Genomic DNA, 23,606 nt, shown 5'->3' on the forward strand with positions numbered 1-23,606 from the left:
CACCCGGCGAGGGCGGGATCGAAACCGGTGGGGTCAGACCGGCTCCACCGTCGGCGTCGCCGCGTCCGCGGTCCGGGTCTCCCGGCCCCTCAGGCCGAGCGGGAGGGCGACCACCGCAGCCAGGAGGGCGCAGCCGGCGCTGAAGAGGTAGGCGTCGTCGGAGGCCGACAGCGCTCCGGCCAGGGTGGTCGGGCTGCCGACGATGACGACGAGCAGGGCGGTGCCCAGCGCGGCGCCGACCTGGCGGTAGGCGGCGTTGACGGCGCTGGCGGTGGCGAGGTGGGCGGCGTCGACCGCGGCCACCGCGGCCGAGCCGAGCGTCGGGTAGGCCAGGCCGATGGCCAGGCCGCACAGCATCATGCCGGGCAGCCAGGTGCCCACGTAGTCGGGCGTGGGGCCGGCGCTGCGCAGGACCAGGATGCCGGCGGCGTAGACCACCGCGCCGGCCGCGATCAGCGGACCGAATCCGGCGCGGGCCACCAGGCGCGCCGCCACGGCGCCCACCAGGGTGGTGACGATCGGCCCCGGCGCCGAGGCCGCCCCGGCCTCCAAGGCGGAGTAGCCCCAGACGCTGGTGAGGAACAGGACGTTGCCGAGGATCGTGGCGAAGAAGGCCATCGAGAACACGAACGTGCCGAGGTTGCCCACGAGGTACCCCTGCGCGCTGCCCAGGCCCCGCGGCACGACCGGCCGGGGGTGGGTGCGCTGGCGCCGCAGCACGACGGCGCCCGCCACGACCGCGAGACCCCACACGCCGAGCGTGCCGGCCGAGAGCCATCCCCAGGTGGGGCCCTCGACGATGCCGAGGGTCAGCGCCCCGAGCGCGACGGCGACGAGCAGGGCGCCGAGCAGGTCGGGCAGGCCGTCGGAGGACGGCGTCGTCTCGGGGAGGCGGCCGCGGGCGAGCAGCACGATCACCAAGCACAGGGGTGCGTTGATGAGGAAGATCCAGCGCCAGTCGGTGACCTCCACCAACGCCCCGCCGAGCGTCGGACCGATCGCGGCCGCCAGCGCGGCCGAGGCACCCCAGATCGTGGTCGCGCTCGTGCGCTTCTCGGGCGCGAAGGCGCGGATGACCAGCGTGAGCGAGGTCGGCGCGATGCAGGCAGCACTGGCGGCCTGCAGCACGCGCGCCGCCACCAGCAGCTGCCAGGTGGGGGCCAGCGCGCACAACAGGCTCGTGATCCCGAACGCCGCCACCGACCACACGAAGGCGCGGCGCACTCCGATCCGGTCGGCCACTCCCCCGGCCGGCACGAGCAGGGCCGCGATCACCACGAAGTAGGCGTCGAGCACCCACGACAGCTCGCTGCGGGAGGCCTCGGCGAAGGAGGCCGACAGGGCAGGGAAGGCGATGTTGACGATCGTGGCGTCGAGGAACGCCAGGAACGCACCGCTGGCCGCGACCGCGACGGCGGCCCGGGACGTGCCCCCGGTCGTGGGTATGACGACTGTCCTACTCATGGGAGGACTGTGGCACTATGACACTCGTCCTAGCAAGCCCCTCCCCACCGAGGTCGATCCCATGAGCCAGCCCGCCCCCGGTCCGCGTCTCCAGATGACCCTGGCCGCCGCCGAGCTCTTCCGCGAGCGCGGCTACGACGGCACGGGGCTGCGCGAGGTCGTCGAGCGGGCGGGCGCCGCCCGCGGGGCGATCTACCACCACTTCCCCGGCGGCAAGGCCGAGCTCGCCACCACCGTCGTCGACGCCGTCGGCGGCCGGATGGCCGACCTGGTGGAGCAGGTGTGCGCCCGCTCCACCCCGACCGAGGCCGTGGACTCGCTGATGGACTACATCGAGAAGGTGCTGGTCGGCGACGGCAGCGTCGGACGCTCCGGCTGCCCGGTCGCCGCGGTCGCGCTGGCCGCCGAGGACGACGACGGCGCCCTGCGGGCCGCGGCCCACGCGGTGTTCCAGCGCATCCGCACCGCGATCGCCGACTGCCTGCGCCGCGACGGCATCGGGGCCGGCACGGCCGAGGAGTTCGCCACGATGGCCGTGGCCTCCGCCGAGGGCGTGATCATCCTGGCCCGCGCGGCCCGTGACCCCGCGGCGGTGCGGACCGTGCGGCGCTCGCTGCAGTGGACCCTGCAGCAGCTCGGCCCGCGGGGCGCGCGCTCCTGACCGGAGGGCGCAGGACCCAGGTCAGGAGCCGCTGAGACGACGCTCCTCGGCGTCCGCGGCCGCGGCCGCGGCCTGCGCCGCCTGGTCGGCCTCGCGCACGAGCGCCGAGTCCGACTCCGAGCGGCCCGAGCTCCACACGCCGGTGGAGTCGAGGTCGATGGTGCGCACCTTGCGGGGCGCGGCGGGCTGCTTGGCCACGTAGGTGGGCAGCGTGACCGGCACAGGGTCCCAGCCGGGCTGCGCGGCCACGGCCGGCTCGGCGGCCTCGGGTGCCTCCTTCTCCGTGGCCGTCCCCGTGGCCGTCCCCGTGGCCGTCGCCGCGTCGTCGGTCGGCACGGCCGGGAGGGCGTCGGTGAGAGGATCGGCGTCGGCGACGACCGCGGGGGACGCGGAGTCACGCACCGCCGGGCGGGCGACGGCGTCGCGCGCCCGCTCACCGCGCACCATCAGCCGGCAGGTCACGAGCCAGGCCACGATCAGCACGCCGGGCACGGCCGGGGCCCACGCAGCGAGGATCCCGGGCACGGCGAGGCCGCTCACGACCACGAGTGCGAGGATGAGCGTGCCGAGCACCCGACGACGCCGCCGGGCCGCACGGCGGGCCGCCGCACGACGGGCCGCGGGCGACACCGGGCGCCGGGGCGCGGGCGTCGCCGGCGCGGGTGCGGCCTCGGGTGCGGTCGCGGACGCGGTCTCGATCCCGGACTCGAGCCCGGTCTCGAGCCCGGACTCGAGCCCGGTCTCGATCTTCCGGGCCGGGCGGCCGGGGATCACCAGGCGCGCGGTGCGCGTGTCCACGGCCTCGCGGCGGGCGAGCACCCGCAGCCGGTCGGAGAAGCCGTCGATGTGGCGGCTGGCGGCGCTCTCCTCGTGGAGCTTGAGCGCCTTGGGGATCAGGTAGGCGGCCCAGGCGACCGCCAGGGCGACGAAGATGAGTGCGCTCAGGTCCACGGACCCGAGGTTAGGAGCCCTGCCTCACTCCGGGACGGATGTCAACAGGTGTGTCGGGAGTTTGCTTGTGTGAACCTTGGGACGGGAGGGATCACCCCACGACCGACGTGCCCCGGGCGCGGACCCCGCACCCGGACCCCGCACCAGGACCCCGCAGCCGGAGACGACGCCTGGGGATCAGGCCGGTCGGTCGCGCAGGCCGTCCTCGAGACGTCGGAGCAGTCCGAGGGGGACCTCCTCCTTGGTGAGGGCGAAGATGCGGTGGTCGCGCCACTCGCCGTCGATGTGCAGGAACCGCGGGGCGTACCCGACCTCGTACAGGCCGAGCTTCTCCACCACCCGCAGGGAGTTGGAGTTCTCGGGCCGGATCGCGATCTCGATGCGGTGCAGCCCGACCCGGGTGAAGCAGTGGTCCACCGCCATCGCCACGGCTCGCGGGATCACCCCGCGACCGGCGTAGCGGCGGTCGATCCAGTAACCGATCGAGGCGAACTGCGCCGACCCGCGCACGATGTTGTTGACCGTCACCTGCCCGGCGAAGCGCCGGTCGACGTCGAGGGCGAAGGGCAGGGTGGTGCCGCGGCGGGCGGCCCGGTCCAGGGAGCGCACCAGCGCCCGGAAGGTGACCGGCCGCGACGGCGCACCGGGCGGTGGCGTGGCGTCCCAGGGCAGCAGCCAGTCGGTGTTGCGGCGGCGCGCGTCGCGCCACGCACCGACGTCGGAGGCGCGCAGCGGCCGCAGCGTCACCTCGGGGTCGGTGCCCGTGCGCAGCGTGACCGGCCACGATCCCCGCGGGCGGCCCTCGGAGCCCCACATCCTCAGTGGTCGCTTCCCACGATCTGCTCCACCGCGTGCACCAGCACCGGGGCGAGCACCTGCAGGGCGTCCTTCACCCCGCCGCGCGAGCCGGGCAGGTTGACCACCAGGCAGGACCCGGCCACCCCCGCCAGGCCGCGGGAGAGCACCGCGGTGGGCACACCCTTCGCCACCCCGGCGGCGCGGATCGCCTCGGCGATGCCGGGCACCTCCCGGTCGAGCAGCGGGCGGGTCACCTCGGGGGTGCGGTCGGTCGGGGTGAGCCCGGTGCCGCCGGTGGTGAGCACGGCGCGCGCGCCGGCGGCGACGGCGGCGGCGATCGCCGCACCCACCGGCTCCCCGTCGGGCACCACCGCGGGATCGGCGACGTCGAAGCCCCACTCCTGCAGGGCGGCGACGATCAGCGGGCCGGTGGTGTCCTCGTACACCCCGGCCGCCGCCCGGTTGGAGGCGACGACGACGGCGGCCGGGAGCGCGCCGGCGACGGCGTCGCTCACCGGACCCAGTCCCCCGACTTGCCGCCGGTCTTGGACTCGATGCGCACGTCGGTGATGACCGCGCCCTTGTCGACCGCCTTGACCATGTCGATGACCGTGAGTCCGGCCACCGCCACCGCGGTGAGCGCCTCCATCTCCACACCCGTGCGGTCGGTGGTGCGCACGGTGGCGGTGATGGCGACGGCGTCGTCGCGCACCTCGAGGTCGACGCTCACCCCGGAGATCGCCAGCGGGTGGCACAGCGGGATCAGCGCGGGGGTCTGCTTGGCGCCCATGATGCCGGCCAGCCGGGCGACGGCGAGGGTGTCGCCCTTGGGCACCCCGGCCCCGCGCAGCAGGCCGACCACCTCGGCGGAGACCAGCACCCGACCCGTCGCCACCGCGGTGCGACGCGTGACGTCCTTGGCCGAGACGTCGACCATCCGCGCCGCGCCGGCGTCGTCGACGTGGGTGAGCCGCGCCGGGGCCTGCGTCGGGGCCTGCGTCGGGGCCGTGCTCGGGTCGGGGGTCATGCTCACTCCTGGTCCAGCCGGATGACGGTCACCTGGGCGCCGGCCTCGACGACGGTGTCGGCCTCGGGCACCACGATCAGTGCGTCGGAGGCGGCGAGGTCGCCCACCAGGTGCGACCCGGAGCCGCCCACCGGCGCCACCTCGGTGACGCGGGTGCCGTCGGCGTCGACCGTCAGCCGACCGCGCAGGAACTGCCGCCGCCCGCGCGGGGAGGTGACGCCGTGGGTGAGGCGGGCCCGCACGGGCTGCCGCGAGACCGGGGTCAGGCCCATCATCGTGCGCAGCGCGGGGCGCACGAAGATCTCGAAGGAGAGGTAGGCCGAGACGGGGTTGCCGGGCAGGGCGAAGAACGGGACGGTGCGCCCGCCGGTGCCCTCCAGGGCCCCGAAGCCCTGCGGCTTGCCCGGCTGCATCGCGACGCCGCCGAACCAGATGCTGCCCAGCGGCGAGAGCGCCTCCTTGACGACGTCGAAGTCGCCCATCGAGATGCCGCCGGAGGTGATGATCGCGTCGGCCCGCCCGACCTGGTCGCGCAGGACCTCCAGGAACCGGGCGGGGTCGTCAGGCACCAGGCCGACCCGGGAGGGGAGGGCGCCCAGCCGACGGGCCGCCCCTGCCAGCAGGTAGGAGTTGCCGTCGTAGATGGAGTCCTCCCCCAGCGCGCTGCCGGGGTCGCGCAGCTCGGAGCCGGTGGACAGGATCACCACCCGGGGGCGCGGGTGCACCCGCACGTGGGAGTGACCGGTGGACGCCAGCAGCCCCAGCTGCCGGGGCCCGAGCGCGTCGCCCGCCTCGACCAGCACGTCACCGACCGCGACGTCCTCGCCGGTGTAGCGCAGGTGCTGCCCCACGTCGGGGGCCTGGGAGACCACCACCTGCTGCGCGCCCTTGTCGGTCCACTCGTAGGGCACGACGGCGTCGGCGCCCTCGGGCAGCCGCGCGCCGGTCATGATCTTGGTGGCCGTGCCGGGCTCCAGGCGCCGTGGTGCACCCTCGGCCTGACCGGCGCCGATCTCGCCGACCACCGGCAGCGTCACCGGCGCGTCGGCGGTGGCCCCGGCGACGTCGCGCTGGCGCACGGCGTAGCCGTCCATCGCGGAGTTGTCGAAGCGCGGCAGCGCGAGCGGGGAGGTGATCGGCTCGGCCGCGGCCAGGTCCAGCGCGTCGAGCAGCGGCTGGCTGAGCGGCGGCAGCGGGGCGACCCCCGCGAGGATCGCCTCGAGGTGCTCCTCGACCGAGCGCATCAGGCGCCCGCGCCGGTGTCGCCCTCGACGACGGCGCCGAGGACGGTGCCCTCGTCCAGGCGCGTCGCCCCGTCCACCGCGATGCGGGCGTCGCCGCGCACGACGACCCCCTTGGCGAAGGTGACGTCGCCGCTGACCCGCAGCGAGCTGGCCTGCTTCAGGGAGGGGGCGCCCTCGGGGAACCGGCGGTCGAACTCGCCGACCAGCTTGTAGTGCTCGCCGTCGAGGTCGATGAAGGGCACCTCCGCGGCGCTCTGGTCGAGCACGAAGTCGGTCCCGAGGTCGTAGACGTCCGAGCGCAGCACCAGCAGGTCGTTGGTGGTCTTGACCGGCACGAACCGGTCGCGGCCGACCTCGATCAGCGCCGCGCCGTCGAAGACCTCGATCGCGGCCCCCATCGCGGTCTCGATCTGGATCACCTTCGGGGTGCTCGGGTCGCCGGGGTCGACGGTCTTCTCGTTGCGGATCATCGGCAGGCCCAGCACGCCCTGACGGGCGTCGAGGGCGTCGCGCATCGCGATCAGGTCGAACCACAGGTTGTTGGTGGAGCAGAACGCGTGGCGGTCGAGGTCGGCCAGGGCGGGGAGGTCGGCCGCGAGGGTCTGCGCGCTCTCGCGCAGCACGATCCGGCCGTCGGCCTTGCGCCGCGCGAAGTGGCCGCCCTTGCGGTCCGAGGGGGTGCGCCGCACGGCCTCGATCGCGAAGGGGGCGCCGCTAGAGGCGAACCAGCCCGCCACCCGGGGGTCGGCGGTGGCGCCGAGGTTGTCGGAGTTCGACACGAAGGCGTAGCGGAAGCCCTGGTCGATCAGCTGCTGCAGCAGGCCGGTGCCGCGCAGGGCGGTGTAGATGTCACCGTGGCCCGGCGGGCACCACTCCAGGTCGGGCTCGTCGGGCCAGCTGATAGGGGCGAGGTCCTCGACGCGGAGCTTGGGCTCCTTGTTCTGCAGGAACTCCAGGGGCAGGCCCTCGACCGGCAGGTCGGCGTAGCGGGCCAGGGCGGCCATCGTGTCGCCGGAGGTGCGGAAGCTGTTCATGAAGATCAGCGGCAGCGGGGCACCATGGGCGGCACGCAGGTGCAGCACCTGGCGGGCGATGATGTCGAGGAAGGACAGCCCGCGACGCACGCACAGCAGCGACTTGGCACGGTCCATGCCCATCGAGGTGCCCAGACCGCCGTTGAGCTTGATCACCACGGTCTCGCGCAGCGCCTGCGCCCCGACCTCCGGATCGACCTCGACGTCGGCCAGGCTCGGCATGCCGATCGGCTCGATGCTCGACTCGGGCACCATGCCGGTCTCGCCGTGCTCCAGCAGCCGGAAGTAGTGGGCGAAGTTGTCGATGGCCACCGGATCGACGCCGGCCTCGTGCATCTTGGCGCACGCCATCTTGAGTGCGGGGCTCCCCATACGCCCGAAGCCTAGGGTGGGTCCGTGGCCGTGTCACAACCGCCCACGGGGCGGTCCTCCGGATCGGGCTCCCCCGACCCCGCCGCCGTGGCGAAGATCGCCGTGCGCGACCGCGTCCTGACCACCCGGCGGCGCCGGACCCTGCCCGAGCGGCAGGCGGCCGCCGAGGCGATCGCCGCCCGGGTGCTGGCCCTGCCCGAGCTGGGGAGCGCGGCCACGGTGGCCGCCTACGTCGCGGTGGGCTCGGAGCCGGGCACGGCGCTCCTGCTCGACGCCCTGCGCGAGCGTGGGCACCAGGTGCTCCTGCCGGTGCTGCGGCCCGACCTCGACCTGGACTGGGCGCCCTACTTCGGCGCGGCGTCGCTGGCGGCCGCGCCCCGCGGGCTGCTGGAGCCGTCCACCGCGCCCCTCGGACGCGAGGCCGTCGCGGCGGCCGGGGTGGTGCTGGTGCCGGGGCTCGCGGTGGACGACGCCGGGGTGCGGCTGGGCCGCGGCGGCGGCTCCTACGACCGGGCGCTGGCCCGGGTGCCCGCCGGCGCCCTCACCGCGGTGCTGCTGCACGAGGACGAGGTCGGTGTGGCGGTGCCCGCCGAGCCCCACGACCGTCGCGTGCGCGCCGCGATCACCCCGGTCCGGGTGCACCGGTTCGGCTGAGCCGAGGCCTTCAGGGACGGAGCCTCCCGGACCGGAGCCCTCAGCCGGGGTCGGGCGGGGTGAGCCGGAGCGTGTCCCGGGTGGCGGCGGCGACGGCGTCGCGACCGAAGGGCCATCCGCGCGTGCGGCCCGCCGCCCAGTCGGCCAGCTGATCGGTGGCGTGGGGGTGGAAGGCGTGGCCGGACACCCCGGCCGGCACGATCCAGCGCGACCGGTCGAGGTCGTCGAGGTCGACCACCATGCGCATCGCCGGCGCGGTGGTCACCGCGAAGCCGGCGCGGGCGTCCCAGGCCGTGGCGTCCAGCGCGCCGACGCCGCCGCCGACCTCCGGACCCGTGCGGTCCACCAGCCGGCGCAGCCACGCCGACCCGTGTCCGCGCAGGCCCGGCGAGCGCAGCTCCAGAGTGTGCAGCCGACCCCAGCGCCACCGCGCCGGGTCGACGTCGAGCAGCCGCGTGAGGTCGTCGCGGGCCTCGGTCAGCGCCCGGGCCAGGATCGCGTCGCGGTCCTCGCGCTCGGGGGTGCGCACGTCGTCCCACCAGGCGGAGTCGGGCTCGGCGAGCAGCCGGGGCACGACACCGAACCAGCGCTGCCCGCCGTCGGGCCAGGCCGCCGCGGGCAGCTCGTCGTGGAAGGTGTCGGCCAGCAGCCGCGACCAGACGGCGTTGAAGTACGCCGCTGCGGCGCTGTCGGCGGACTGGGTGAAGTCCCAGGAGCGCAGCAGGTCCCGGCCGCTCGAGGCGTAGCCGTCGGGCAGCGGCACGGCCAGCAGCGCCGGCACCAGGTCGGCGGCGATCGGGTGCCGGGTGTCGCGCTGCAGCGCCTCGAGGTCGGCGGCCGTGATCGCCTCGTCCGCCTCGACGGCGCGCTCGAGGGACTCGCGCGCCCGCTGGGCCCGGTAGCCCCGGTCCCAGTCCTGGGTGATCAGGTAGGGGTAGTCCTCCCCCGCGGCCCGCTGGTTGGCGGCGACGACGAACCCGTCGGCGGGGTCGGTCACCTGGGGGAGCGCGGCGGCCGGCACGACGTCGCCGGTCCAGTCGTTCTCCGGGCGCCAGCCGGCCACCGGCACCGTGCCGTCGTGGCCGGACCGACGGATCGGGAGGCGGCCCGCGGCCTGGTAGCCGATGTGACCGGCCCGGTCGGCGTAGACCACGCTCAGCGCCGGCAGGGCGAGGTCGGCGGTCGCGGCACGGACATCGCCGGGATCGGCGGCCCGGTTCAGGGCGAGCAGCGCGTCGGCCGTGGGCGCCGGGTCCGCGCCCGCCCACGCCACCGCGAGGACGTACTCCACCTCCCGCGGCACCGTGGCGCTCCCGCGCCGACCCTCCGGGGCCGTCTCGGCCACGGTGGCGAGCAGGTCGTCGACGTCGCTGAGCAGCGGGCCGTGGGCCGTGGCGCGCACCGTGACGACGACGTCGTCGGCGCCCTGCACCGCGATCGTCTCGCGGCGGGTGCGCAGCGGCTCCCACGCGGTGCCGCGCCGCCAGCGGCTGCCGCGCACCTGCTCGACGTAGAGGTCGGTGACGTCGGCGCCGAGGCTGGCGAAGGCCCAGCCGAGGTCGGCGTTGTGCCCGGTGACCACCCCGGGCACACCGGCGAACGCGGCGCCCGCGACGTCGTAGGGGCAGTCGCTGCTCACCGTGCGGCAGCGCAGGCCCACCTGCCACCAGATCCCCGGCAGCGACGCCGTCAGGTGCGGGTCGGCGGCCAGCAGCGGGGCGCCGGTGTCGGTGTGGTCGCCACTCACCGCCCAGGCGTTGCTCCCGACGCCGTCGCCGCGTCCGGCGAGCGCGGGTACGCGGGCCAGGTGCCCGGCGAGGTCGTTCATGAGCGGTGCGACCCGCCGGGCGGGACTGGCCGGGGCGCCCGTCGAGGCGCCGGTCCGGGCGAAGGGCGCGGGGCGCACCGGGTTGCGGGTGCCGGCCGCGGTGGCGTCGGCCTCGAAGACGCCGTCGACGACCGCACCGGTGCGCACGATCGGCACGGTGCCGGGGGCGGTGGTCGGGGGGAACAGCTCCCCGGCGCGCGTGGGACCCACCGCCACCTGGGCCAGGACCCGCTGCACCTCCTGCTCGAGGTTGCCGCTGAGCTCCCAGCCGAAGGCCTTGAGCCAGGCCAGGGAGTCGATGGGCGTCCAGGGCTCGGGCGTGTAGTCGAGCCCGCCGAGGCCCAGCGCGGTGTACTCCAGGGCCAGCTCGGAGGGGCCGCGGTCGGCGAGGTAGGCGTTGACGCCGGCGGCGTAGGACTCCAGCGCGTCGCGGGTGGCGGGGTCGAGCAGCGGCAGCTCGGCCGCCGCGACCCGCCGCCAGCCCAGGGTGCGGGCCACGAGGTCGCCGGCCAGGGCCTGCTCCCCCACGAGCTCGGCCAGCCGGCCCGAGGCGACGTGGCGGCGCACGTCCATCTCGAAGAACCGGTCCTGGGCGGCCACGAACCCCTGGGCCAGGAACAGGTCGTCGGCGGAGTCGGCCTCCAGGCGCGGCACCCCGCTGGCGTCGCGGCGAACCTCGACCGGACCGGCCAGACCGGGCACGACCAGGGTGCCGGTGGTCTGCGGGAAGGAGCGGCGCACCACGACCGTGCCCACGACCAGCCCCGCCACCAGGCACAGCACCAGCGTCAGCGCGACCCAGGCCGTGGCCCGGAAGGCGCGGGGCAGGGCGGCGAACTCCCGACGCCACCGTCGCCAGCGCCGCGGCGGGTCCGGGTGCTCCCGGGTGGGGGTGGCGTCGGTCATGGTGGCCGCCATTCTGCACCGCGGGCCGCGTGTCGTAGCATTGGCACTCGCCGACCCGGAGTGCCAATCCTGGTCGCCCGAGCCCGTCGAAGGAGGAGTCGAGTGCCCACCTACCAGTACGCCTGCACCGAGTGCGGTCACGGCTTCGAGCAGGTCCAGAGCTTCAGCGACGACGCCCTCACCACCTGCCCCGAGTGCCAGGGCCGTCTCCGCAAGGTCTTCGGCGCGGTCGGCGTGGTGTTCAAGGGCTCCGGCTTCTACCGCACCGACAGCCGTTCCTCCGGCGCCTCGGGGTCCTCGGGCGGCTCCGGGTCCTCGAGCAGCTCGGGCTCGTCCAGCACCTCGAGCAGCTCCAGCGCCTCGGCCTCCTGACCCGCCAGTTCGGGGGCCCGCTCCCCCGCCCTGTGGAGGAGCCCGGCGCCGACCCGGTGTCCGGCCTAGCGTGCGACGGGTGGACACCCCCCTCGCACTGCGCCTGACCGCCTCCGTCGCCGACGCCCGACGACGCGTCCTGCGGCACCGGCGCCCCCTGGCGGCCCTGGCCGCCGCCGTGGCGATGGCGGCCGGGGTGGTGGCGGTGCGACCACCCGCGCCCCCGAGCACCGCGGTCTGGGTCGCGGCCCGCGACCTGCCCGCCGGCACCCTGCTCGCCGACGGCGACCTCACGCGGCGCCGGGTGCCGCTCGCGGCCGCCCCGCGCGTCGTCGTCGACGATCCCGCCGGTGCGCGCCTGGCCTCGGGCCTGGTGGCCGGCGAGCCCCTCACCCCCGCCCGGCTCGTGGGCCCCGGACCGGCGTTGCCGGTCGGCACGGTGGCCACGCCGGTACGGCTGCCCGACGCCGCCCTGGTCGCGCTGCTGCGTCCGGGCGACCGGATCGACCTGCTGGCGGGCGATCCCCGCACCGGCGAGCCGCGGGTGCTGTCCGCGGGCGCCACGGTGGTCGCCGTGCCGGGTGGGCCCGGTGCGCCCGCGGGAGGCGCCGGCGACGCGGGCGGGGTGGTGGTGCTCGCGTTGCCGCAGGTCAACGCGGTGGTGGCCGCCACGGCAGGCTTGCGGGAAGTTCTCGGATTCGTCTGGTCGCCGTTGCCGGGCGAGCACTAGCGTCGGGCGCGTTCATCTCTCGGATCCCTCAAGGAGGACCCCCATGCTCACCGGATTCCGCAACTTCGTGCTGCGCGGCAACCTGATCGACCTCGCGGTCGCCGTGATCATCGGCGCCGCGTTCGGCACCGTCGTCACGACCTTCACCGCCTGGCTCACCGCCAAGCTCCCCGAGAGCACCCAGGACATCTTCGAGAACAAGGAGAACAGCTTCGGGGCGTTCATGAACGCGGTGATCTCGTTCCTGATCCTCGCCGCGGTCGTCTACTTCTTCATCGTGGTGCCCTACATCAAGGCCAAGGAGAAGTTCTTCCCCAGCCCCAAGCCCGGCACCCCCGAGGACATCAAGCTGCTCACCGAGATCCGCGACCTGCTCGCCGAGCGGCGCGACTGAGCACGGCGCTCCACCACGGCGTGGGCCCGCCACCGGGCTCAGCCGTGGTGGGGCGGCACCTGCTCCTTCAGCCACCGGTCGGTGGCACTCTCCCCCGTGCCGGTGCCCCCGGTGGGCGCGGGGTCGCGCTCGTCGCTGGTGGTCTCGGGCAGGGTGTCGCCGAACACCTCGGCCAGCCGGCGGCGACGCTCCCACGCGGTCTCGGGCCCAGGCTCGGGAGACTCAGGCCCGGGAGACTCAGGCACAGAGCCCCGCCGCCTCGCGCTCGGCGGCGCGCTTCTCACCGCTGCCGCCCCCACCGGAGCGGGCCCCGGTGACGTCGTCGCTGGCCTTGATCACGCCGTCCTGCAGACCGCGGGTGAGCGGCTCGTCGGCGATGACCTTGCGCCACAACTTCTCGGCCTCCGGCAGGAACTCCACGCGGTTGGGGTCCTCCGGGGAGTACTGCCAGGGCGCGGTGATGAACTTGATCTTGTCCAGCCCGATCTGCTGGAACGACAGCGCGGTGCGCGCCATCGAGGAGGTCGAGGGGAAGTCGGTCTGCAGCGACTTGGTGGCGGCGTTGAGGAAGCCCACCACCCGGTCGAGCCGGGCGAGGGTGCCGGCCGAGACGACCTTCGCCGCCATCGCGGCGATGAAGGCCTGCTGCCGCTTGATGCGGCCGATGTCCGAGCCGTCACCCAGGGTGTAGCGGGCACGGACGTAGTTCAGCGCCTCCATGCCCTTGACCTCGCGGGTGCCGGCGTCGATGTTGATGCCGTGGGCGGGGTCGATGATCGGCTCGGGGATGCACACCTCGACACCGTCGATGGCGTCGACCATGTCGCGGAAGCCGTTGAAGTCCAGCACCACGTAGTGGTCGAGCCGGATGCCGGTGATCTGCTCGAACTGCTGCATGGTGCAGGCCGGGCCACCCAGGCCGAAGGCCTCGTTCCACTGCACGTCGCTGGCGCCGGGGATCGTCTCGCCGTCCTCGGTGAGGCAGTCGGGCCGGTCGACCAGGGTGTCGCGCGGGATCGAGATGCCGTAGGCGAAGGTCCGGTCGGCGCTGAGGTGCATCATGATCGTGGTGTCGGAGCGCTCGCCGCCACCGGTGAGGTTGTCGAGGTTGTTGCCCTCGCCGTCGCGGGTGTCCGACCCCATCACCAGGATGTTCAGCGGCTCCTGCGGTCCGGTGTCCACCGCGACCTTCGCGGGCCGGTTGGTGAGCTGCCCGTCGAGGTCCTGGATGTCGAGGTTGTCGTTGAGGTGCCGCCAGAAGTAGACCCCGCCCAGGGTGAGCACGAGGCTGCCGACGACGGCGCCCGCGGTGGCGACGGTCGCGAAGCGACGCGACTTCTTCACCGCCCCCCGTCGCTTGGGCGCGGAGTCGCCGAGCTGGTCGGCCCGGTCGGCCCGGTCGGCGCGGGCACCGCGACCGGACTGGGGGAACTCGGGCAGGTCGGAGGTGTCGGGGCGGGAGTGGCTCATGGTCACCTGGGGTCGAGACGGCAGAACCGCCATTGTCCAAGGCCGACCTGAGAGCCACCAAAACCGGCCGCGTGAGCCTGCTCACGCGGCCGGTCGGGCTGGCGGATCCGGAGGGCCGGTCGGGATGGCGGGGCGGTCACTCCAGGTGGAGGGCCCCCGTCGGGCAGGCCTCGACCGCCACGCGCAGCCGGGCGGCGTCGGCGGCCGGCGGAGTGGGGGTGAGCACCTGCAGTGCGCCGTCGTCGTCGATCTCGACGGCGTCGGGGGCGAAGGACTCGCACATGCCCGAGGAGCAGCAGCGGTCGGCGTCGACCCAGAGCCGCAGGACCTCGCTCATCGGGCCACCGCCACCCGCGCCGACTCCGGGGTGAAGGTCACCGGCATCTCGGCCACGGTGTGGAAGAAGTTGCCGGCGCCGTAGACGGTGCCGCCGGTGCAGGCGATGTCGGGCAGCCGGGTGAGCAGCTCGCGGAAGGTGGCGGCGAGCTGGCGGCGGGCCAGCTGGTTGCCCAGGCAGTGGTGGATGCCCCCGCCGCCGAAGGAGATGTGCTTGTTGGGGGTGCGGCCCAGGTCGAGGCGCTCGGGGTGGTCGAAGACCGCGGTGTCCCAGTTGGCGGAGGCGTAGAACATGATCACCTTGTCGCCCTCGGTGATCTGCTGACCGCCCAGCTCGCAGTCGCGCGACGCCGTGCGCCGGAAGGTCATGATCGGGGTCGCCCAGCGCACGATCTCCTCCACCGCCAGCGGCAGCCGACCCTCGAGGTCCTCCATCAGCCAGGCGCGCTGGTCGGGGAAGTCGGTGAGGGCCTGCAGGCCGTGGGCGGTGCTCTGCCGGGTGGTGTCGTTGCCGGCCACCATGAGCAGCCCGAAGAAGGAGGAGATCTCCTCGTCGGTCAGGCCGCGGCCGTCGATCTCGGCGGCCACCAGGCTCGACACCAGGTCGTCGCCCGGGTTCGCGCGGCGGTCGGCGATGATCTCCCCCGCGATCACCTGGAAGCGCATCAGGGCCTCGAAGAGCACCCCGAGGGTCTCCTGCGGGTCGCCGCCCGGCAGGTCGCGGTAGCTGGAGATGGTCTCGGAGACCCCGGCCAGCGTGAGCCGGTGCTCCTCGGGCACGCCCATCATGGTGAAGATGTTGTGCATCGGCACGAGCATCGCGACCTCGCGCACGAAGTCGATCGAACCCTTCTCGGCGACGTCGTCCACCACGCGGCGCACGGTGGCGTCGATGTCGGCCTCGATGCGCGCCATCTGCTTGGGCGTGAACGCCGAGACGAGCAGGCGGCGGATCCGCGTGTGGTCGGGCGGGTCCATGGCGATGAAGCCCTGCGCGGCGTCGAGCAGCTCGGCCGGGATCGAGTCGAACACGATGCCCTGACCGGAGAGGAAGTCGTCGTGGCGGCGGGTGACCTCCACGAGGTCGGCGTGGCGGGTGACGGCCCAGAAGCCCTGGTCGTTGGCGTCGTCGAAGAGCCGGCCCTCGACCGGGCGGTGCCACGTGACCGGGCGGTGGGCCCGCAGCTCGGCGAAGGTGCGCTCCCGCTCCGCGGCGGTGGCGCGCCAGAACGCGAGCGAGGACAGGTCGGCCTCGTCGTAGGGACGGGTGTCGCGGGGGTGGTTCACAGCGGACCTCCGGGGATGTGACGGGGGCCTCACCGTCTGACAAATCTCAGATTTTGTCAATGGTCGCGATCGACGGGTCCCCCGCGGCCTAGGCTGGCGGGGTGAGGTCGGTCGAGCAGTCCCGGGCGCGCGGCCGCGCGCCCGTGCGCGAGCTGGTGCTCGACGCCGCGCGCGCCACCGTGCTCGACCAGGGCTGGCGGGCCGTGCGGATGGGGGCGCTCGCCACCGAGGTCGGCCTGAGCCGCCAGACCGTGCACCTGGAGTTCGGCACGAAGGCCGATCTCGGCAGCGCGCTGGTGCGCCGCGAGATCGACGGCCTGCTCGCCGACATCAGCACCGCCCTGCACGCCCACCCCGGCGACCCGCTGGCGTCCTTCCGCGACGCCGCCGCGGTCACCCTGACCTCGATGGCGGCCAACCCGCTGCTGCAGATCATCATCGGCGGCGAGGGCGACCAGGACCTGCTGGCCCTGCTCACCAGCCGGGGCGCGTGGGTGCTGAGCGGGGCCCACCAGATGCTCGAGGAGTGGGCGGCCACCTCGCTCGCCGACCTCGACCCCGTACGCGTCGAGGCGATGGTCGAGCCGGTGGTCCGGCTCACCCTGAGCCACGGCGTCACCCCGACCCTGCCGATCCCCGACGCCGTCGCCTCGATCGTGCGGGTGGCCTGCCTGCTCATCGGCCTCCCCGACCCCGGCCCCGGCCCCGACGCGCCGAGCACGCCCAGCACCTGATCGCGACCCCCCACCGGACCCACCGCCGCCGATCGGAACTGTCGGTGGTCCCGTGTCGAATGGTCACATGCAGATGGGCGCGGGTGGGGTGCGGGAGTGGGCGCGGGTCGCCGACGACGCGCTGGCCCATGCCCTGGCCCTGCCGGTGTGGTCGGCGGGGGTCGAGGACACGCGGGAGGCGTTGCTGGAGCTGGGTCGGGTGGAGGCTCGTGCGGCGGCGTTGAGGGCGCGGTTGCTGGTGCATGCCGAGGAGATCGGTGCGCATCAGGAGTCGGGGGCGGAGTCGGTCTCGGTGTGGCATGCCCGGGCGACGCGCACCACGGTGGCGCAGGGGCGCGCGGTGCTGCGGGAGGCGGTGGCGCTGGAGGGCCGGCCGGACGTTGCTGCCGCGTTGGCCTCAGCGGAGGTGACGCCGGCGCAGGCGAAGGTGATCGTGGACGCGGTGGCCGAGGTGCCCGAGGTCGATCGGGACCGGGCGGCCGCGTTCCTGCTGGAGAAGGCCGGGTCGCATCACGCGAAGGACCTGCGGGTCCTGGGGCGTCGGATCTGGGAGGTGCTCGACCCGGTGGCTGCGGATGCCCGTGAGTCCGTGGCTCTCGAGCGGCAGGAGGCACGTGCTGCGCAACGGGTCCGGTTCTCGATGGTCGAGCACGACGACGGCACGATGGAGGGCTGGTTCCGGGTCCCGGTGCTGCACGGCGCGATGCTGCGCAAGATGTTGGTCGCGATCGGTGCCCCGAAAGCCAAGCGGGCGGCCGAGGGCGCGGGTTCGTACGACCCGACCCTGAAGACTCCCAAGCGGTGGGGGCAGGCGTTGTGCGACCTGCTCGAGCGCATCCAGGACAAGGACCTGCCCGACCGCGCCGGCTGCGGCGCCACCGTCGTGGTCACGATGACCATCGAGAACCTCCAGGGGCAGCTGGAGCAGGCCGGACTGCTCGACACCGGGGAGAAGATCTCCGCGACCGCCGCCCGGCGCGTCGCTGCGAGGGCCGGGATCATCCCCGCCGTGCTCGATGGTGTCGGGATGGTCCTGGACTGGGGCCGCACCCGCCGGTTCCACACCAGGGCCCAGCGGATGGCGATCGCCACCCTGCACCCCACCTGCGTCCACCCTGGCTGCGACGTCTCCGCGAGTCACTGCGAGATCGACCACGACCCGCCCTGGGAATCCGGCGGAGGCACCGACCTCACCGGCAAGCCCCGATGTCCGAGGCACCACCGAGAACGACACCGCGACCGGGGCACCGACCCACCCGACGACTGACCGCGCCGACCTCGCTGCGTCTCGTGACGGCGCCGGGGCGCCTCCTCGACGACCGTGGGTGGCCCGGTCGGGCTGCTGGGCTACCGCGGGGAACGACGGTCGTCGAGGAGCAAGCGCCAGCGAGCGTCACGAGACGCCTGCACCCGACCGACCACCGTGACCCCACGGCCGCGGGACGTCAGGACGCGGCGGACCACCGCCGGCGCGACGCGAGGACGACCTCGCTCACCACGCCGGCGACCACGACCACCGCCGCCGCGGCGAGCGCCCAGATCAGGCCCTCCAGGAGCGGCAGGCCGCACCCGTCCACCTCGACGTCGCACCCTCTCTCGGCGATCCCGGCCCCCACGAAGAACATCACGACCGGAGCGGCGACCAGCAGGCTGCCGTAGACGGCGAGCCGGGTGCCGGCGCCGGGGCGGCGATGCGTGCGACCGTCGCGCCCGGGACTCCGGACCAGGTAGGTGCGTGGCAGCAGCCACAGGGCCGTCAGGGCGAGTGCGGCGAGCAGCATGTTCAGCTCCCCCTCGCCGCCCTTGAAGACGAAGCGGAACCCCTCGACCTGCCAGGCCAGCAGGATCGTGACCGCGGCCAGGGCCGCCACGGCCATCCCGAGACGACGCCGCGCGACCGGGTGGCTGAGACCGACCACCAGCGCGGCGCCGGCCAGCACGGCCACCACCGCCGCCCACGGCATGATCCACCGGTCGCTGCCGAAGCCGGAGTCGTCGTCGAACTGGATGAACCGTCCTGCCCCGAGGGCCGCCACGCCGGCAGCGAGCAGCAGCGGCGCGAGCACCGGCGCGACACTCGCACCGGACCGACGATCGTGGGTGGTGTCCATGACGGCCTCCGAGACCTCGAGGGGAGTCCGCGGAGACTACGGGTCCGGCGGTGCCGCGTCCATGCCCCCCGGTCCATGCCCGGGCCACCTCGCCCCACCGCCTCCGCTCCTGACAGGATGGCCCTGCCGCAGCGACGTCGTCGCCGGCACCGCCCCAGTAGCTCAGTGGATAGAGCAGCCGCCTCCTAAGCGAAAGGTCGCCAGTTCGACTCTGGCCTGGGGCACCACCGGTCAGCGCCCGTCCAGCTCCACGACGATGTCGAGGTGGCCGAGGTGGCGGGCGTAGTCGGCCATCACGTGGAAGCAGATCCACTCCAGGGTGGGCGGCTCGTCGTGGAACCGTCCCCCGGTCCTGCCGCGCGCATCGAGGGGATGCTCCACCAGGATGCTCCGGGTGCGGTCGCCGGTACGACGCAGGTCCGCGACCAGCTCGTCGATGCCGACGTCGTCCGGCACCGCCCAGCGCAGACCGTCGGGGCCGCTGGCACCGGCGGTGGGGCCGGCAGGGTCTGCCGGGTCGGCCACGTTCCAGTCGCCCCAGGGTGCGGGCACCGGCTCGGCGAGGAAGCCCCACACGAACCAGCGCTGCTCCATGTGGCGCAGGTGGCTGAGCAGCTCGACGGGCGTCCATCCGCTCGGGAGGCGGGAGGAGCGCCGGGCCGCGTCGGGCAGCGCGCCCACCCCGGCGATCGCCGACTCACGGAACCACTCCAGGTAGTCCGCCCACCGGGCCGCACCCGCCGGGCCCGAGGTCGGCGGCTCGCGGTGGTCACGGCTCATCCGGTGGTGCTCGCTCACCCGGCCAACCTACGACGGCGACGCGCGAGCGGGCCATGAGTGGTCGCGGGGCCTCCGGTGATCGAGGATGTCGGCCATGGGAGGACATCACGCACACCGGGCCGCCCCCGAGACCCGGGCGATGCGGCGGCTGGCGCTGGCCGTGGTGGTGCCGCTCTCCCTGCTCACGCTCGGCGCGCTGATCGCGCTGTGGCCCGAGGAGGGGGTCGGCGGCACGCTGTCGGCGAGCGCGGCCAGCGAGGCGCAGGGCCGGATCACCGCGATCGACCCCGCGCCGTGCCCTCCCGAGGTCCCCGAGGGCGGCAACGGCTGCGGCAGCGCCCGGCTGACCCTGGCCGACGGCACCGCGGTGGAGGCCCCCCTGCCCAACGGCCCCGGCACGCCGCAGGTGGACGTCGGCGACGACGTCGTCCTCATCGAGGTCGGGAGCCCGGAGGAGCCGACCTACTCGATCGTGGACCACCAGCGGGGGGCCGCCCTGTGGGTGGTGGCGGCGGCGTTCGTGCTGGCGGTGGTGGCCTTCGGCCGCTGGCGCGGCCTGGCGGCCCTCGCGGGGTTGGCCGTCACCTTCGCCCTGCTGCTGCTCTTCGTCGTACCGGCCATCCTCGCCGGGGAGCCGCCGGTGCTCGTCGCGGTCGTGGGGGCCGCCGCGATCATGCTCACCGTCCTCTACCTCACCCACGGCGTCACCCTCGCCACCACGGTCGCGGTGCTCGGCACCCTCGCCGCGCTCACGCTCACCGCCGCACTCTCCGCCGCGACGGTCGGCCTGCTGCACCTCACCGGGGTCACCGACGACCTCTCCTTCGCCGTGGGCTCCTCCTACGACGTCGACACCCGCGGCCTGCTGCTCGCCGGCATCGTGATCGGTGCCCTCGGGGTGCTCGACGACGTCACCATCACCCAGGGCGCTACCGTCACGGAGATCGCCGCGGCCGACCCGAGCGCCGGGTTCGGCCGGCTCTACCGTGCCGGCAGCCGCGTGGGGCGGGCCCACATCGCCTCGGTGATCAACACCATCGTGCTGGCCTACGCCGGCTCGGCACTGCCGCTGCTGATCCTGCTCGCCACGAGCAACGACTCCCTGGGCACGGTGGTCACCGACCAGGTCATCGCCCAGGAGATCGCGCGCAGTGTCGTGGCGACCCTCGGCCTGATCGCCGCCGTCCCGATCACCACCGCGCTCGCCGCCGGCGTCGCCGTGCGCACCCGCCGGCTTGATCCGACTCCCTAGGGTCGGGGGCGTGAGCAGCGCGGGCACCACGGAACTCACCGGCGTGGCCGGGTGGGCCGTCGACCTCATGGAGCGTCTCGGTGCTCCGGGTGCCGGGCTGGCCATCGCGCTGGAGAACCTGTTCCCCCCGCTGCCCAGCGAGGTGATCCTGCCGCTCGCCGGCTTCACGGCCAGCCGGGGCACGTTCGGTCTGGTCGAGGTGCTGGTCTGGACGACGCTCGGCTCGGTGGTCGGCGCCCTCGCGCTCTACGGGCTGGGACGCGGGTTGGGCCGCGACCGCATGATCGCCCTGGCCGCTCGGTTGCCGCTGGTGGGCGTGGAGGACGTCGAGCGCACCGAGGCCTGGTTCGAGCGCCACGGCCAGAAGGCAGTGTTCCTGGGCCGGATGGTGCCGCTGTTCCGCAGCTTCATCTCGATCCCGGCCGGCACCACCCGGATGCCGCTCGGGCGGTTCCTGCTGCTCACCACCGCGGGCAGCCTGATCTGGAACACGGTGTTCGTGGTGGCCGGCTACGAGCTGGGCGAGCAGTGGCACCGCGTCGAGGGCTACGCCGGCGGCCTGCAGTTCGTGGTCGTCGGTGCCGTGACCCTGGCCGTGGCGTGGTTCGTGACGGCCCGGGCCCGCCGCCGGCGGCGCGAGGCGCGTCCCACACCCGATCGCGACGAGATCCCCACCACGCGCGCCTGAGGCGTACCGCGCGTGCGCAGGGGGTAACCCGGCTCACGTGAACGAGCAGATCATCTTCCACGAGGTGCAGATCGGTCGCGGCCTGGTGCCGCTGGCCCAGCACGGCTACGTCGTGGTGACCCCCGGACAGGTCACCCTGCTCGGCAGCGACCGTCGCGAGCTCGCGGCCGGTCCGATCACGGGGTCCGCGCCGGCGTACGTGCGCTTCACCCGGCGCCAGACCGTGAGCCTGACCCTCGCCGGACAGAAGTACCACCTCTCCCCCGGCTGGGGCGCCACCGTGGGCTCACCGCTGCCCGGGGGTCAGCGGACCCGGGAGGCCGCCGCCCTGCTCCTGGACTGCCTGCTCAACGACGGCGTCGTCCCCCAGCACACCTGACCCCGGCACACCTGACTCCGGCCGACCTCGCCCCGGCCGACCTGACCCGGCTCAGCGGCCCAGGCGCGCAAGGATCCAGGCGGCGGCCTCCGGTGCTGCGTTCTGGTCGGTGGTCACGCCGGAGTGCGACGTGGGCCAGCGGCGCACCGTCACGTCCTGGCCGTCGGCACGCAGGTCCCGCACGAGCCGCTCCATCAGCGGCAGCAGCACGACCTCGTCGGCGAGGGCGGCGTCGATCCGGATCGGCACCGAGGTGCGCAGCCGCAGCTGGCGCGGGTCGTTGGCGCGCAGCGCCGCGAAGGTGCGCGCGGCGAGCTGCTCCCCGCGGGGACCGAGCACGTCGGCGGGCGCCAGGCCGCCCCAGGAGTCGGCCGCGGCGAGGTCCTGCAGGCACCGGCGGTCGAGGTCGGGCAGCAGCCGCTCGGCCTCGGGGCTCAGCCCGCCCTCGCGCAGCAGCCGCGCGATCCCGGGATCGACCGTGGCGAAGCCCTGGAGGATGAGCCCGGCCAGCGCCACCGAGATCCCGGTGATCGAGAACTCGCCGGCGGGCGGGGTGGCCAGCGGGAACCGCCGCAGCGCCTCGATGACGACGTCGACCCCCGTGGCGGGGGCGAATGCGGCCGCGCCGACCAGGCGCCCGGGCAGAGGTGAGGGCAGGTCGACGTCGCGCTGGAGCGTGGCGAGGGTGGCGACCCCGCCCTCGGAGTGGCCGGCCACGACCCACCGGCGCCCCAGGCGCGGCTCGACCCGGTGCGCGGCACGCACGAGGCCGGTGACGGCGCTGGCGAGGGAGTCGGCGACGAGGTAGGGGTGCGTGCCGGGGCCGCCCATCCCCTCGTAGTCGGGCCGCAGCACCGGCACACCGGCCGCGAGCAGCCGGCGGGCGAGGTCGTCGCCCTGCGTCATCCGGCGCAGCTCGCTGGAGTCCTCGGTGGCGCTGCTCGGGGCGCAGCGGTCGGCCGCTCCCGTGGTCATGTGGTTGTAGACCACGAACGGCAGCGCGCGGGCCTGCGCGGGCACGCGGGGCATGAGGATCAGCCCGGTCATCGGCACCGGCACCCCGTCGACACCGCGGGCGCGGTAGCGCACGACGCGGGCCGAGGCGGCGCCGGCGAGCACGCTCGGGCCCTGCGCCGGCTCGACGGCGATCACCGGGCCGGCGTGCGCCTCGACGGGGCGCACCTGTCGCACCGGCGTCGGCCCCAGGACCGACGTCGCCACGAGGGCCGCCACGGCGGCGCCGGCAGCGGTGCTGCGCACGGCACGGATGGTGGAGGGGATCGGCGTCACGAAGATCAAAGTAACAGTTGCTACTTTGACCTGGAAGGGCTGACCCGCGAGGTCAGCGGATCGCCCGCACCGCGCCGAGGGCGAGCAACCCCTGCCCGGCGGTGTAGGTGGCCATCACCGCACCGTCCAGACGCGCGTCGAGCACCGGGTCGGCGTCGGCCACCCAGAACTCCCGCACCCCGATGAGGGTGTCGGAGAGCAGGAACAGCGCCGCCCCGGAGCCGAGCGCCGCCCGGGCCGAGCGCGGCAGACGCGGGTCGAGCCGCCCCGCACTCGCCCCCATCGACAGCAGGATCGCGACGTAGCCGAGCACCGGGCCGCGCAGCGCCGGGCGCTCCCGGGCGGCGGCCCCGGCCATCGCCGGCCCGAGCACCGACCACGCCGCCGCCGCGGCCACCGGTGCCCGACGCCCGGCGGGATCGGCCCAGGGCCGCCCCCAGCGCCCCAGCCCCCGCAGGTACGCGGCGTGGGCCACCGCGAAGGACCCGACCCCCGCCAGGAACGAGCGCTCCCCCGACCCCAGCAGCGCGACGTCCCCCGCCCCGCTGGCCGCCTGCGCAGCCAGGACCGCACCTCGCCCGGGCGCCCCGACCGGCGTCGCCGCGGCGGTGGCCGCCGCCAGCATCGGCATCAGCGCGGGCTTGGTGAGCCGGCGCCACCGCCGACGCCGCGGGTCGGGGCTCGCCGCCAGCCAGGTGTCCACCCCGGCCAGCACGAGGTAGCAGGCCGCGGCGGGCACGGGTCGACGTCGCATGGCCGCAGTCTGGCGCACCCGTGCCCCGAGGTCTCCCGTCGTCACAAGCAATCGGCAGGCGTCTTCGGCCGAATCGCCTGCCGATTGCTT

Annotated in this window: 26 protein-coding genes and 1 tRNA gene; 11 read left to right on the forward strand and 16 right to left on the reverse strand. The window is 74.8% G+C overall.

Annotated features, from left to right (window positions below; translation table 11 throughout):
• Positions 1-33 precede the first annotated feature (33 nt).
• The gene (locus tag ACERUJ_RS19555) at positions 34-1,464 is read right to left on the reverse strand and encodes an MFS transporter (protein WP_370250637.1); all 1,431 of its coding nucleotides are present in this window, start codon (positions 1,462-1,464) and stop codon (positions 34-36) included.
• 61 nt (positions 1,465-1,525) lie between these two features.
• Here ACERUJ_RS19555 and ACERUJ_RS19560 point away from each other — a divergent pair, with 61 nt between their 5' ends.
• Entirely contained in the window at positions 1,526-2,125 is a 600-nt protein-coding gene (locus ACERUJ_RS19560) for a TetR/AcrR family transcriptional regulator (RefSeq protein WP_370250638.1), read from the forward strand.
• Positions 2,126-2,146: 21 nt separating this feature from the next.
• Here the strand turns inward: ACERUJ_RS19560 and ACERUJ_RS19565 are convergent, their stop codons facing one another.
• The 6 genes from ACERUJ_RS19565 to ACERUJ_RS19590 form a co-directional block, all read right to left on the reverse strand.
• Positions 2,147-3,076 carry a hypothetical protein gene (locus tag ACERUJ_RS19565; RefSeq protein WP_370250640.1) on the reverse strand — a complete coding sequence of 310 codons (930 nt, stop codon included), beginning with the start codon at positions 3,074-3,076 and terminating at the stop codon, positions 2,147-2,149.
• A gap of 177 nt (positions 3,077-3,253) precedes the next feature.
• The gene (locus ACERUJ_RS19570) at positions 3,254-3,892 is read right to left on the reverse strand and encodes a GNAT family N-acetyltransferase (protein ID WP_370250641.1); all 639 of its coding nucleotides are present in this window, start codon (positions 3,890-3,892) and stop codon (positions 3,254-3,256) included.
• Between the two features lie 2 nt (positions 3,893-3,894).
• On the reverse strand, positions 3,895-4,389 hold the full coding sequence (locus ACERUJ_RS19575) for a molybdenum cofactor biosynthesis protein B (protein ID WP_370250642.1): 495 nt from the start codon (positions 4,387-4,389) through the stop codon (positions 3,895-3,897).
• Positions 4,386-4,901 (reverse strand): cyclic pyranopterin monophosphate synthase MoaC, encoded by a 516-nt coding sequence (gene moaC / locus ACERUJ_RS19580; protein WP_370250644.1) that lies wholly within the window; start codon positions 4,899-4,901, stop codon positions 4,386-4,388. The genes ACERUJ_RS19575 and moaC overlap by 4 nt, the downstream gene beginning before the upstream one ends.
• Before the next feature lie 2 nt (positions 4,902-4,903).
• Positions 4,904-6,145, reverse strand: a complete 1,242-nt coding sequence (glp, locus tag ACERUJ_RS19585) for a gephyrin-like molybdotransferase Glp (RefSeq protein ID WP_370250645.1) — start codon at positions 6,143-6,145, stop codon at positions 4,904-4,906.
• A complete protein-coding gene (locus tag ACERUJ_RS19590; RefSeq protein WP_370250647.1) occupies positions 6,145-7,551 on the reverse strand; it encodes a UTP--glucose-1-phosphate uridylyltransferase in 1,407 nt (468 codons plus the stop codon). Before ACERUJ_RS19590 ends, glp begins: the two co-directional genes overlap by 1 nt.
• A 24-nt stretch (positions 7,552-7,575) precedes the next feature.
• Here ACERUJ_RS19590 and ACERUJ_RS19595 point away from each other — a divergent pair, with 24 nt between their 5' ends.
• Positions 7,576-8,205, forward strand: a complete 630-nt coding sequence (locus tag ACERUJ_RS19595) for a 5-formyltetrahydrofolate cyclo-ligase (RefSeq protein ID WP_370250648.1) — start codon at positions 7,576-7,578, stop codon at positions 8,203-8,205.
• Between the two features lie 40 nt (positions 8,206-8,245).
• Here the strand turns inward: ACERUJ_RS19595 and ACERUJ_RS19600 are convergent, their stop codons facing one another.
• Positions 8,246-10,939 (reverse strand): penicillin acylase family protein, encoded by a 2,694-nt coding sequence (locus ACERUJ_RS19600; protein WP_370250649.1) that lies wholly within the window; start codon positions 10,937-10,939, stop codon positions 8,246-8,248.
• 102 nt (positions 10,940-11,041) lie between these two features.
• Here ACERUJ_RS19600 and ACERUJ_RS19605 point away from each other — a divergent pair, with 102 nt between their 5' ends.
• The 3 genes from ACERUJ_RS19605 to ACERUJ_RS19615 all read left to right on the forward strand — a co-directional run bounded on the left by ACERUJ_RS19605 (position 11,042) and on the right by ACERUJ_RS19615 (position 12,435).
• On the forward strand, positions 11,042-11,311 hold the full coding sequence (locus ACERUJ_RS19605) for an FmdB family zinc ribbon protein (protein WP_370250650.1): 270 nt from the start codon (positions 11,042-11,044) through the stop codon (positions 11,309-11,311).
• 79 nt (positions 11,312-11,390) lie between these two features.
• Positions 11,391-12,041: an SAF domain-containing protein gene (locus tag ACERUJ_RS19610; RefSeq protein ID WP_370250652.1), complete on the forward strand. Its 651-nt coding sequence runs from the start codon at positions 11,391-11,393 to the stop codon at positions 12,039-12,041.
• 43 nt (positions 12,042-12,084) lie between these two features.
• Entirely contained in the window at positions 12,085-12,435 is a 351-nt protein-coding gene (locus ACERUJ_RS19615; protein ID WP_370250653.1) for an MscL family protein, read from the forward strand.
• A gap of 38 nt (positions 12,436-12,473) precedes the next feature.
• Here ACERUJ_RS19615 and ACERUJ_RS19620 read toward each other — a convergent pair whose 3' ends face one another.
• The 4 genes from ACERUJ_RS19620 to ACERUJ_RS19635 all read right to left on the reverse strand — a co-directional run bounded on the left by ACERUJ_RS19620 (position 12,474) and on the right by ACERUJ_RS19635 (position 15,528).
• Positions 12,474-12,680: a hypothetical protein gene (locus ACERUJ_RS19620; RefSeq protein ID WP_370250654.1), complete on the reverse strand. Its 207-nt coding sequence runs from the start codon at positions 12,678-12,680 to the stop codon at positions 12,474-12,476.
• A complete protein-coding gene (locus ACERUJ_RS19625; protein WP_370250655.1) occupies positions 12,673-13,905 on the reverse strand; it encodes an LCP family protein in 1,233 nt (410 codons plus the stop codon). The genes ACERUJ_RS19620 and ACERUJ_RS19625 overlap by 8 nt, the downstream gene beginning before the upstream one ends.
• Positions 13,906-14,041: 136 nt before the next feature.
• Complete coding sequence (locus tag ACERUJ_RS19630) at positions 14,042-14,242, reverse strand: ferredoxin (protein WP_370250656.1); 201 nt, start codon at positions 14,240-14,242, stop codon at positions 14,042-14,044.
• Complete coding sequence (locus tag ACERUJ_RS19635; protein ID WP_370250657.1) at positions 14,239-15,528, reverse strand: cytochrome P450; 1,290 nt, start codon at positions 15,526-15,528, stop codon at positions 14,239-14,241. The genes ACERUJ_RS19630 and ACERUJ_RS19635 overlap by 4 nt, the downstream gene beginning before the upstream one ends.
• A 101-nt stretch (positions 15,529-15,629) precedes the next feature.
• Here ACERUJ_RS19635 and ACERUJ_RS19640 point away from each other — a divergent pair, with 101 nt between their 5' ends.
• Together ACERUJ_RS19640 and ACERUJ_RS19645 are read left to right on the forward strand one after the other, a co-directional pair.
• Positions 15,630-16,262 (forward strand): TetR family transcriptional regulator, encoded by a 633-nt coding sequence (locus tag ACERUJ_RS19640; RefSeq protein ID WP_370250658.1) that lies wholly within the window; start codon positions 15,630-15,632, stop codon positions 16,260-16,262.
• 67 nt (positions 16,263-16,329) lie between these two features.
• Entirely contained in the window at positions 16,330-17,529 is a 1,200-nt protein-coding gene (locus ACERUJ_RS19645) for a DUF222 domain-containing protein (protein WP_370250659.1), read from the forward strand.
• Between the two features lie 178 nt (positions 17,530-17,707).
• Here the strand turns inward: ACERUJ_RS19645 and ACERUJ_RS19650 are convergent, their stop codons facing one another.
• Positions 17,708-18,373 carry a hypothetical protein gene (locus tag ACERUJ_RS19650; RefSeq protein ID WP_370250660.1) on the reverse strand — a complete coding sequence of 222 codons (666 nt, stop codon included), beginning with the start codon at positions 18,371-18,373 and terminating at the stop codon, positions 17,708-17,710.
• Positions 18,374-18,524: 151 nt separating this feature from the next.
• Between ACERUJ_RS19650 and ACERUJ_RS19655 the strand changes: the two genes are divergently transcribed.
• Positions 18,525-18,600: transfer RNA gene (locus ACERUJ_RS19655), tRNA-Arg, on the forward strand.
• A 4-nt stretch (positions 18,601-18,604) separates the two neighbouring features.
• Here ACERUJ_RS19655 and ACERUJ_RS19660 read toward each other — a convergent pair.
• On the reverse strand, positions 18,605-19,171 hold the full coding sequence (locus tag ACERUJ_RS19660; protein WP_370250661.1) for a DUF664 domain-containing protein: 567 nt from the start codon (positions 19,169-19,171) through the stop codon (positions 18,605-18,607).
• 76 nt (positions 19,172-19,247) lie between these two features.
• Here ACERUJ_RS19660 and ACERUJ_RS19665 point away from each other — a divergent pair, with 76 nt between their 5' ends.
• Genes ACERUJ_RS19665 through ACERUJ_RS19675 form a run of 3 tightly spaced genes read left to right on the forward strand, consistent with a single transcriptional unit; the run spans position 19,248 to position 21,472 of the window.
• Entirely contained in the window at positions 19,248-20,405 is a 1,158-nt protein-coding gene (locus ACERUJ_RS19665; protein ID WP_370250663.1) for a YibE/F family protein, read from the forward strand.
• A 10-nt stretch (positions 20,406-20,415) separates the two neighbouring features.
• Positions 20,416-21,093: a DedA family protein gene (locus tag ACERUJ_RS19670; RefSeq protein ID WP_370250664.1), complete on the forward strand. Its 678-nt coding sequence runs from the start codon at positions 20,416-20,418 to the stop codon at positions 21,091-21,093.
• Positions 21,094-21,130: 37 nt separating this feature from the next.
• The gene (locus ACERUJ_RS19675; protein ID WP_370250665.1) at positions 21,131-21,472 is read left to right on the forward strand and encodes a hypothetical protein; all 342 of its coding nucleotides are present in this window, start codon (positions 21,131-21,133) and stop codon (positions 21,470-21,472) included.
• A gap of 51 nt (positions 21,473-21,523) precedes the next feature.
• Here the strand turns inward: ACERUJ_RS19675 and ACERUJ_RS19680 are convergent, their stop codons facing one another.
• Together ACERUJ_RS19680 and ACERUJ_RS19685 are read right to left on the reverse strand one after the other, a co-directional pair.
• On the reverse strand, positions 21,524-22,762 hold the full coding sequence (locus ACERUJ_RS19680) for a lipase family protein (RefSeq protein WP_370250666.1): 1,239 nt from the start codon (positions 22,760-22,762) through the stop codon (positions 21,524-21,526).
• Between the two features lie 52 nt (positions 22,763-22,814).
• Positions 22,815-23,516 carry a lysoplasmalogenase gene (locus ACERUJ_RS19685; protein ID WP_370250667.1) on the reverse strand — a complete coding sequence of 234 codons (702 nt, stop codon included), beginning with the start codon at positions 23,514-23,516 and terminating at the stop codon, positions 22,815-22,817.
• Positions 23,517-23,606: the final 90 nt, after the last annotated feature.

The sequence above is a fragment of the Nocardioides sp. genome, assembly GCF_964228225.1.
Lineage (GTDB): Bacteria > Actinomycetota > Actinomycetes > Propionibacteriales > Nocardioidaceae > Nocardioides.

Coding starts and splice junctions, on each gene's coding strand:
- ACERUJ_RS19555 (WP_370250637.1), bottom strand. CDS start 1,464: ATGAGTAGGACAGTCGTCATACCCACGACCGGGGGCACGTCCCGGGCC.
- ACERUJ_RS19560 (WP_370250638.1), top strand. CDS start 1,526: ATGAGCCAGCCCGCCCCCGGTCCGCGTCTCCAGATGACCCTGGCCGCC.
- ACERUJ_RS19570 (WP_370250641.1), bottom strand. CDS start 3,892: ATGTGGGGCTCCGAGGGCCGCCCGCGGGGATCGTGGCCGGTCACGCTG.
- moaC (WP_370250644.1), bottom strand. CDS start 4,901: ATGACCCCCGACCCGAGCACGGCCCCGACGCAGGCCCCGACGCAGGCC.
- glp (WP_370250645.1), bottom strand. CDS start 6,145: ATGCGCTCGGTCGAGGAGCACCTCGAGGCGATCCTCGCGGGGGTCGCC.
- ACERUJ_RS19590 (WP_370250647.1), bottom strand. CDS start 7,551: ATGGGGAGCCCCGCACTCAAGATGGCGTGCGCCAAGATGCACGAGGCC.
- ACERUJ_RS19600 (WP_370250649.1), bottom strand. CDS start 10,939: ATGACCGACGCCACCCCCACCCGGGAGCACCCGGACCCGCCGCGGCGC.
- ACERUJ_RS19615 (WP_370250653.1), top strand. CDS start 12,085: ATGCTCACCGGATTCCGCAACTTCGTGCTGCGCGGCAACCTGATCGAC.
- ACERUJ_RS19625 (WP_370250655.1), bottom strand. CDS start 13,905: ATGAGCCACTCCCGCCCCGACACCTCCGACCTGCCCGAGTTCCCCCAG.
- ACERUJ_RS19630 (WP_370250656.1), bottom strand. CDS start 14,242: ATGAGCGAGGTCCTGCGGCTCTGGGTCGACGCCGACCGCTGCTGCTCC.
- ACERUJ_RS19645 (WP_370250659.1), top strand. CDS start 16,330: ATGCAGATGGGCGCGGGTGGGGTGCGGGAGTGGGCGCGGGTCGCCGAC.
- ACERUJ_RS19650 (WP_370250660.1), bottom strand. CDS start 18,373: ATGGACACCACCCACGATCGTCGGTCCGGTGCGAGTGTCGCGCCGGTG.
- ACERUJ_RS19665 (WP_370250663.1), top strand. CDS start 19,248: ATGGGAGGACATCACGCACACCGGGCCGCCCCCGAGACCCGGGCGATG.
- ACERUJ_RS19685 (WP_370250667.1), bottom strand. CDS start 23,516: ATGCGACGTCGACCCGTGCCCGCCGCGGCCTGCTACCTCGTGCTGGCC.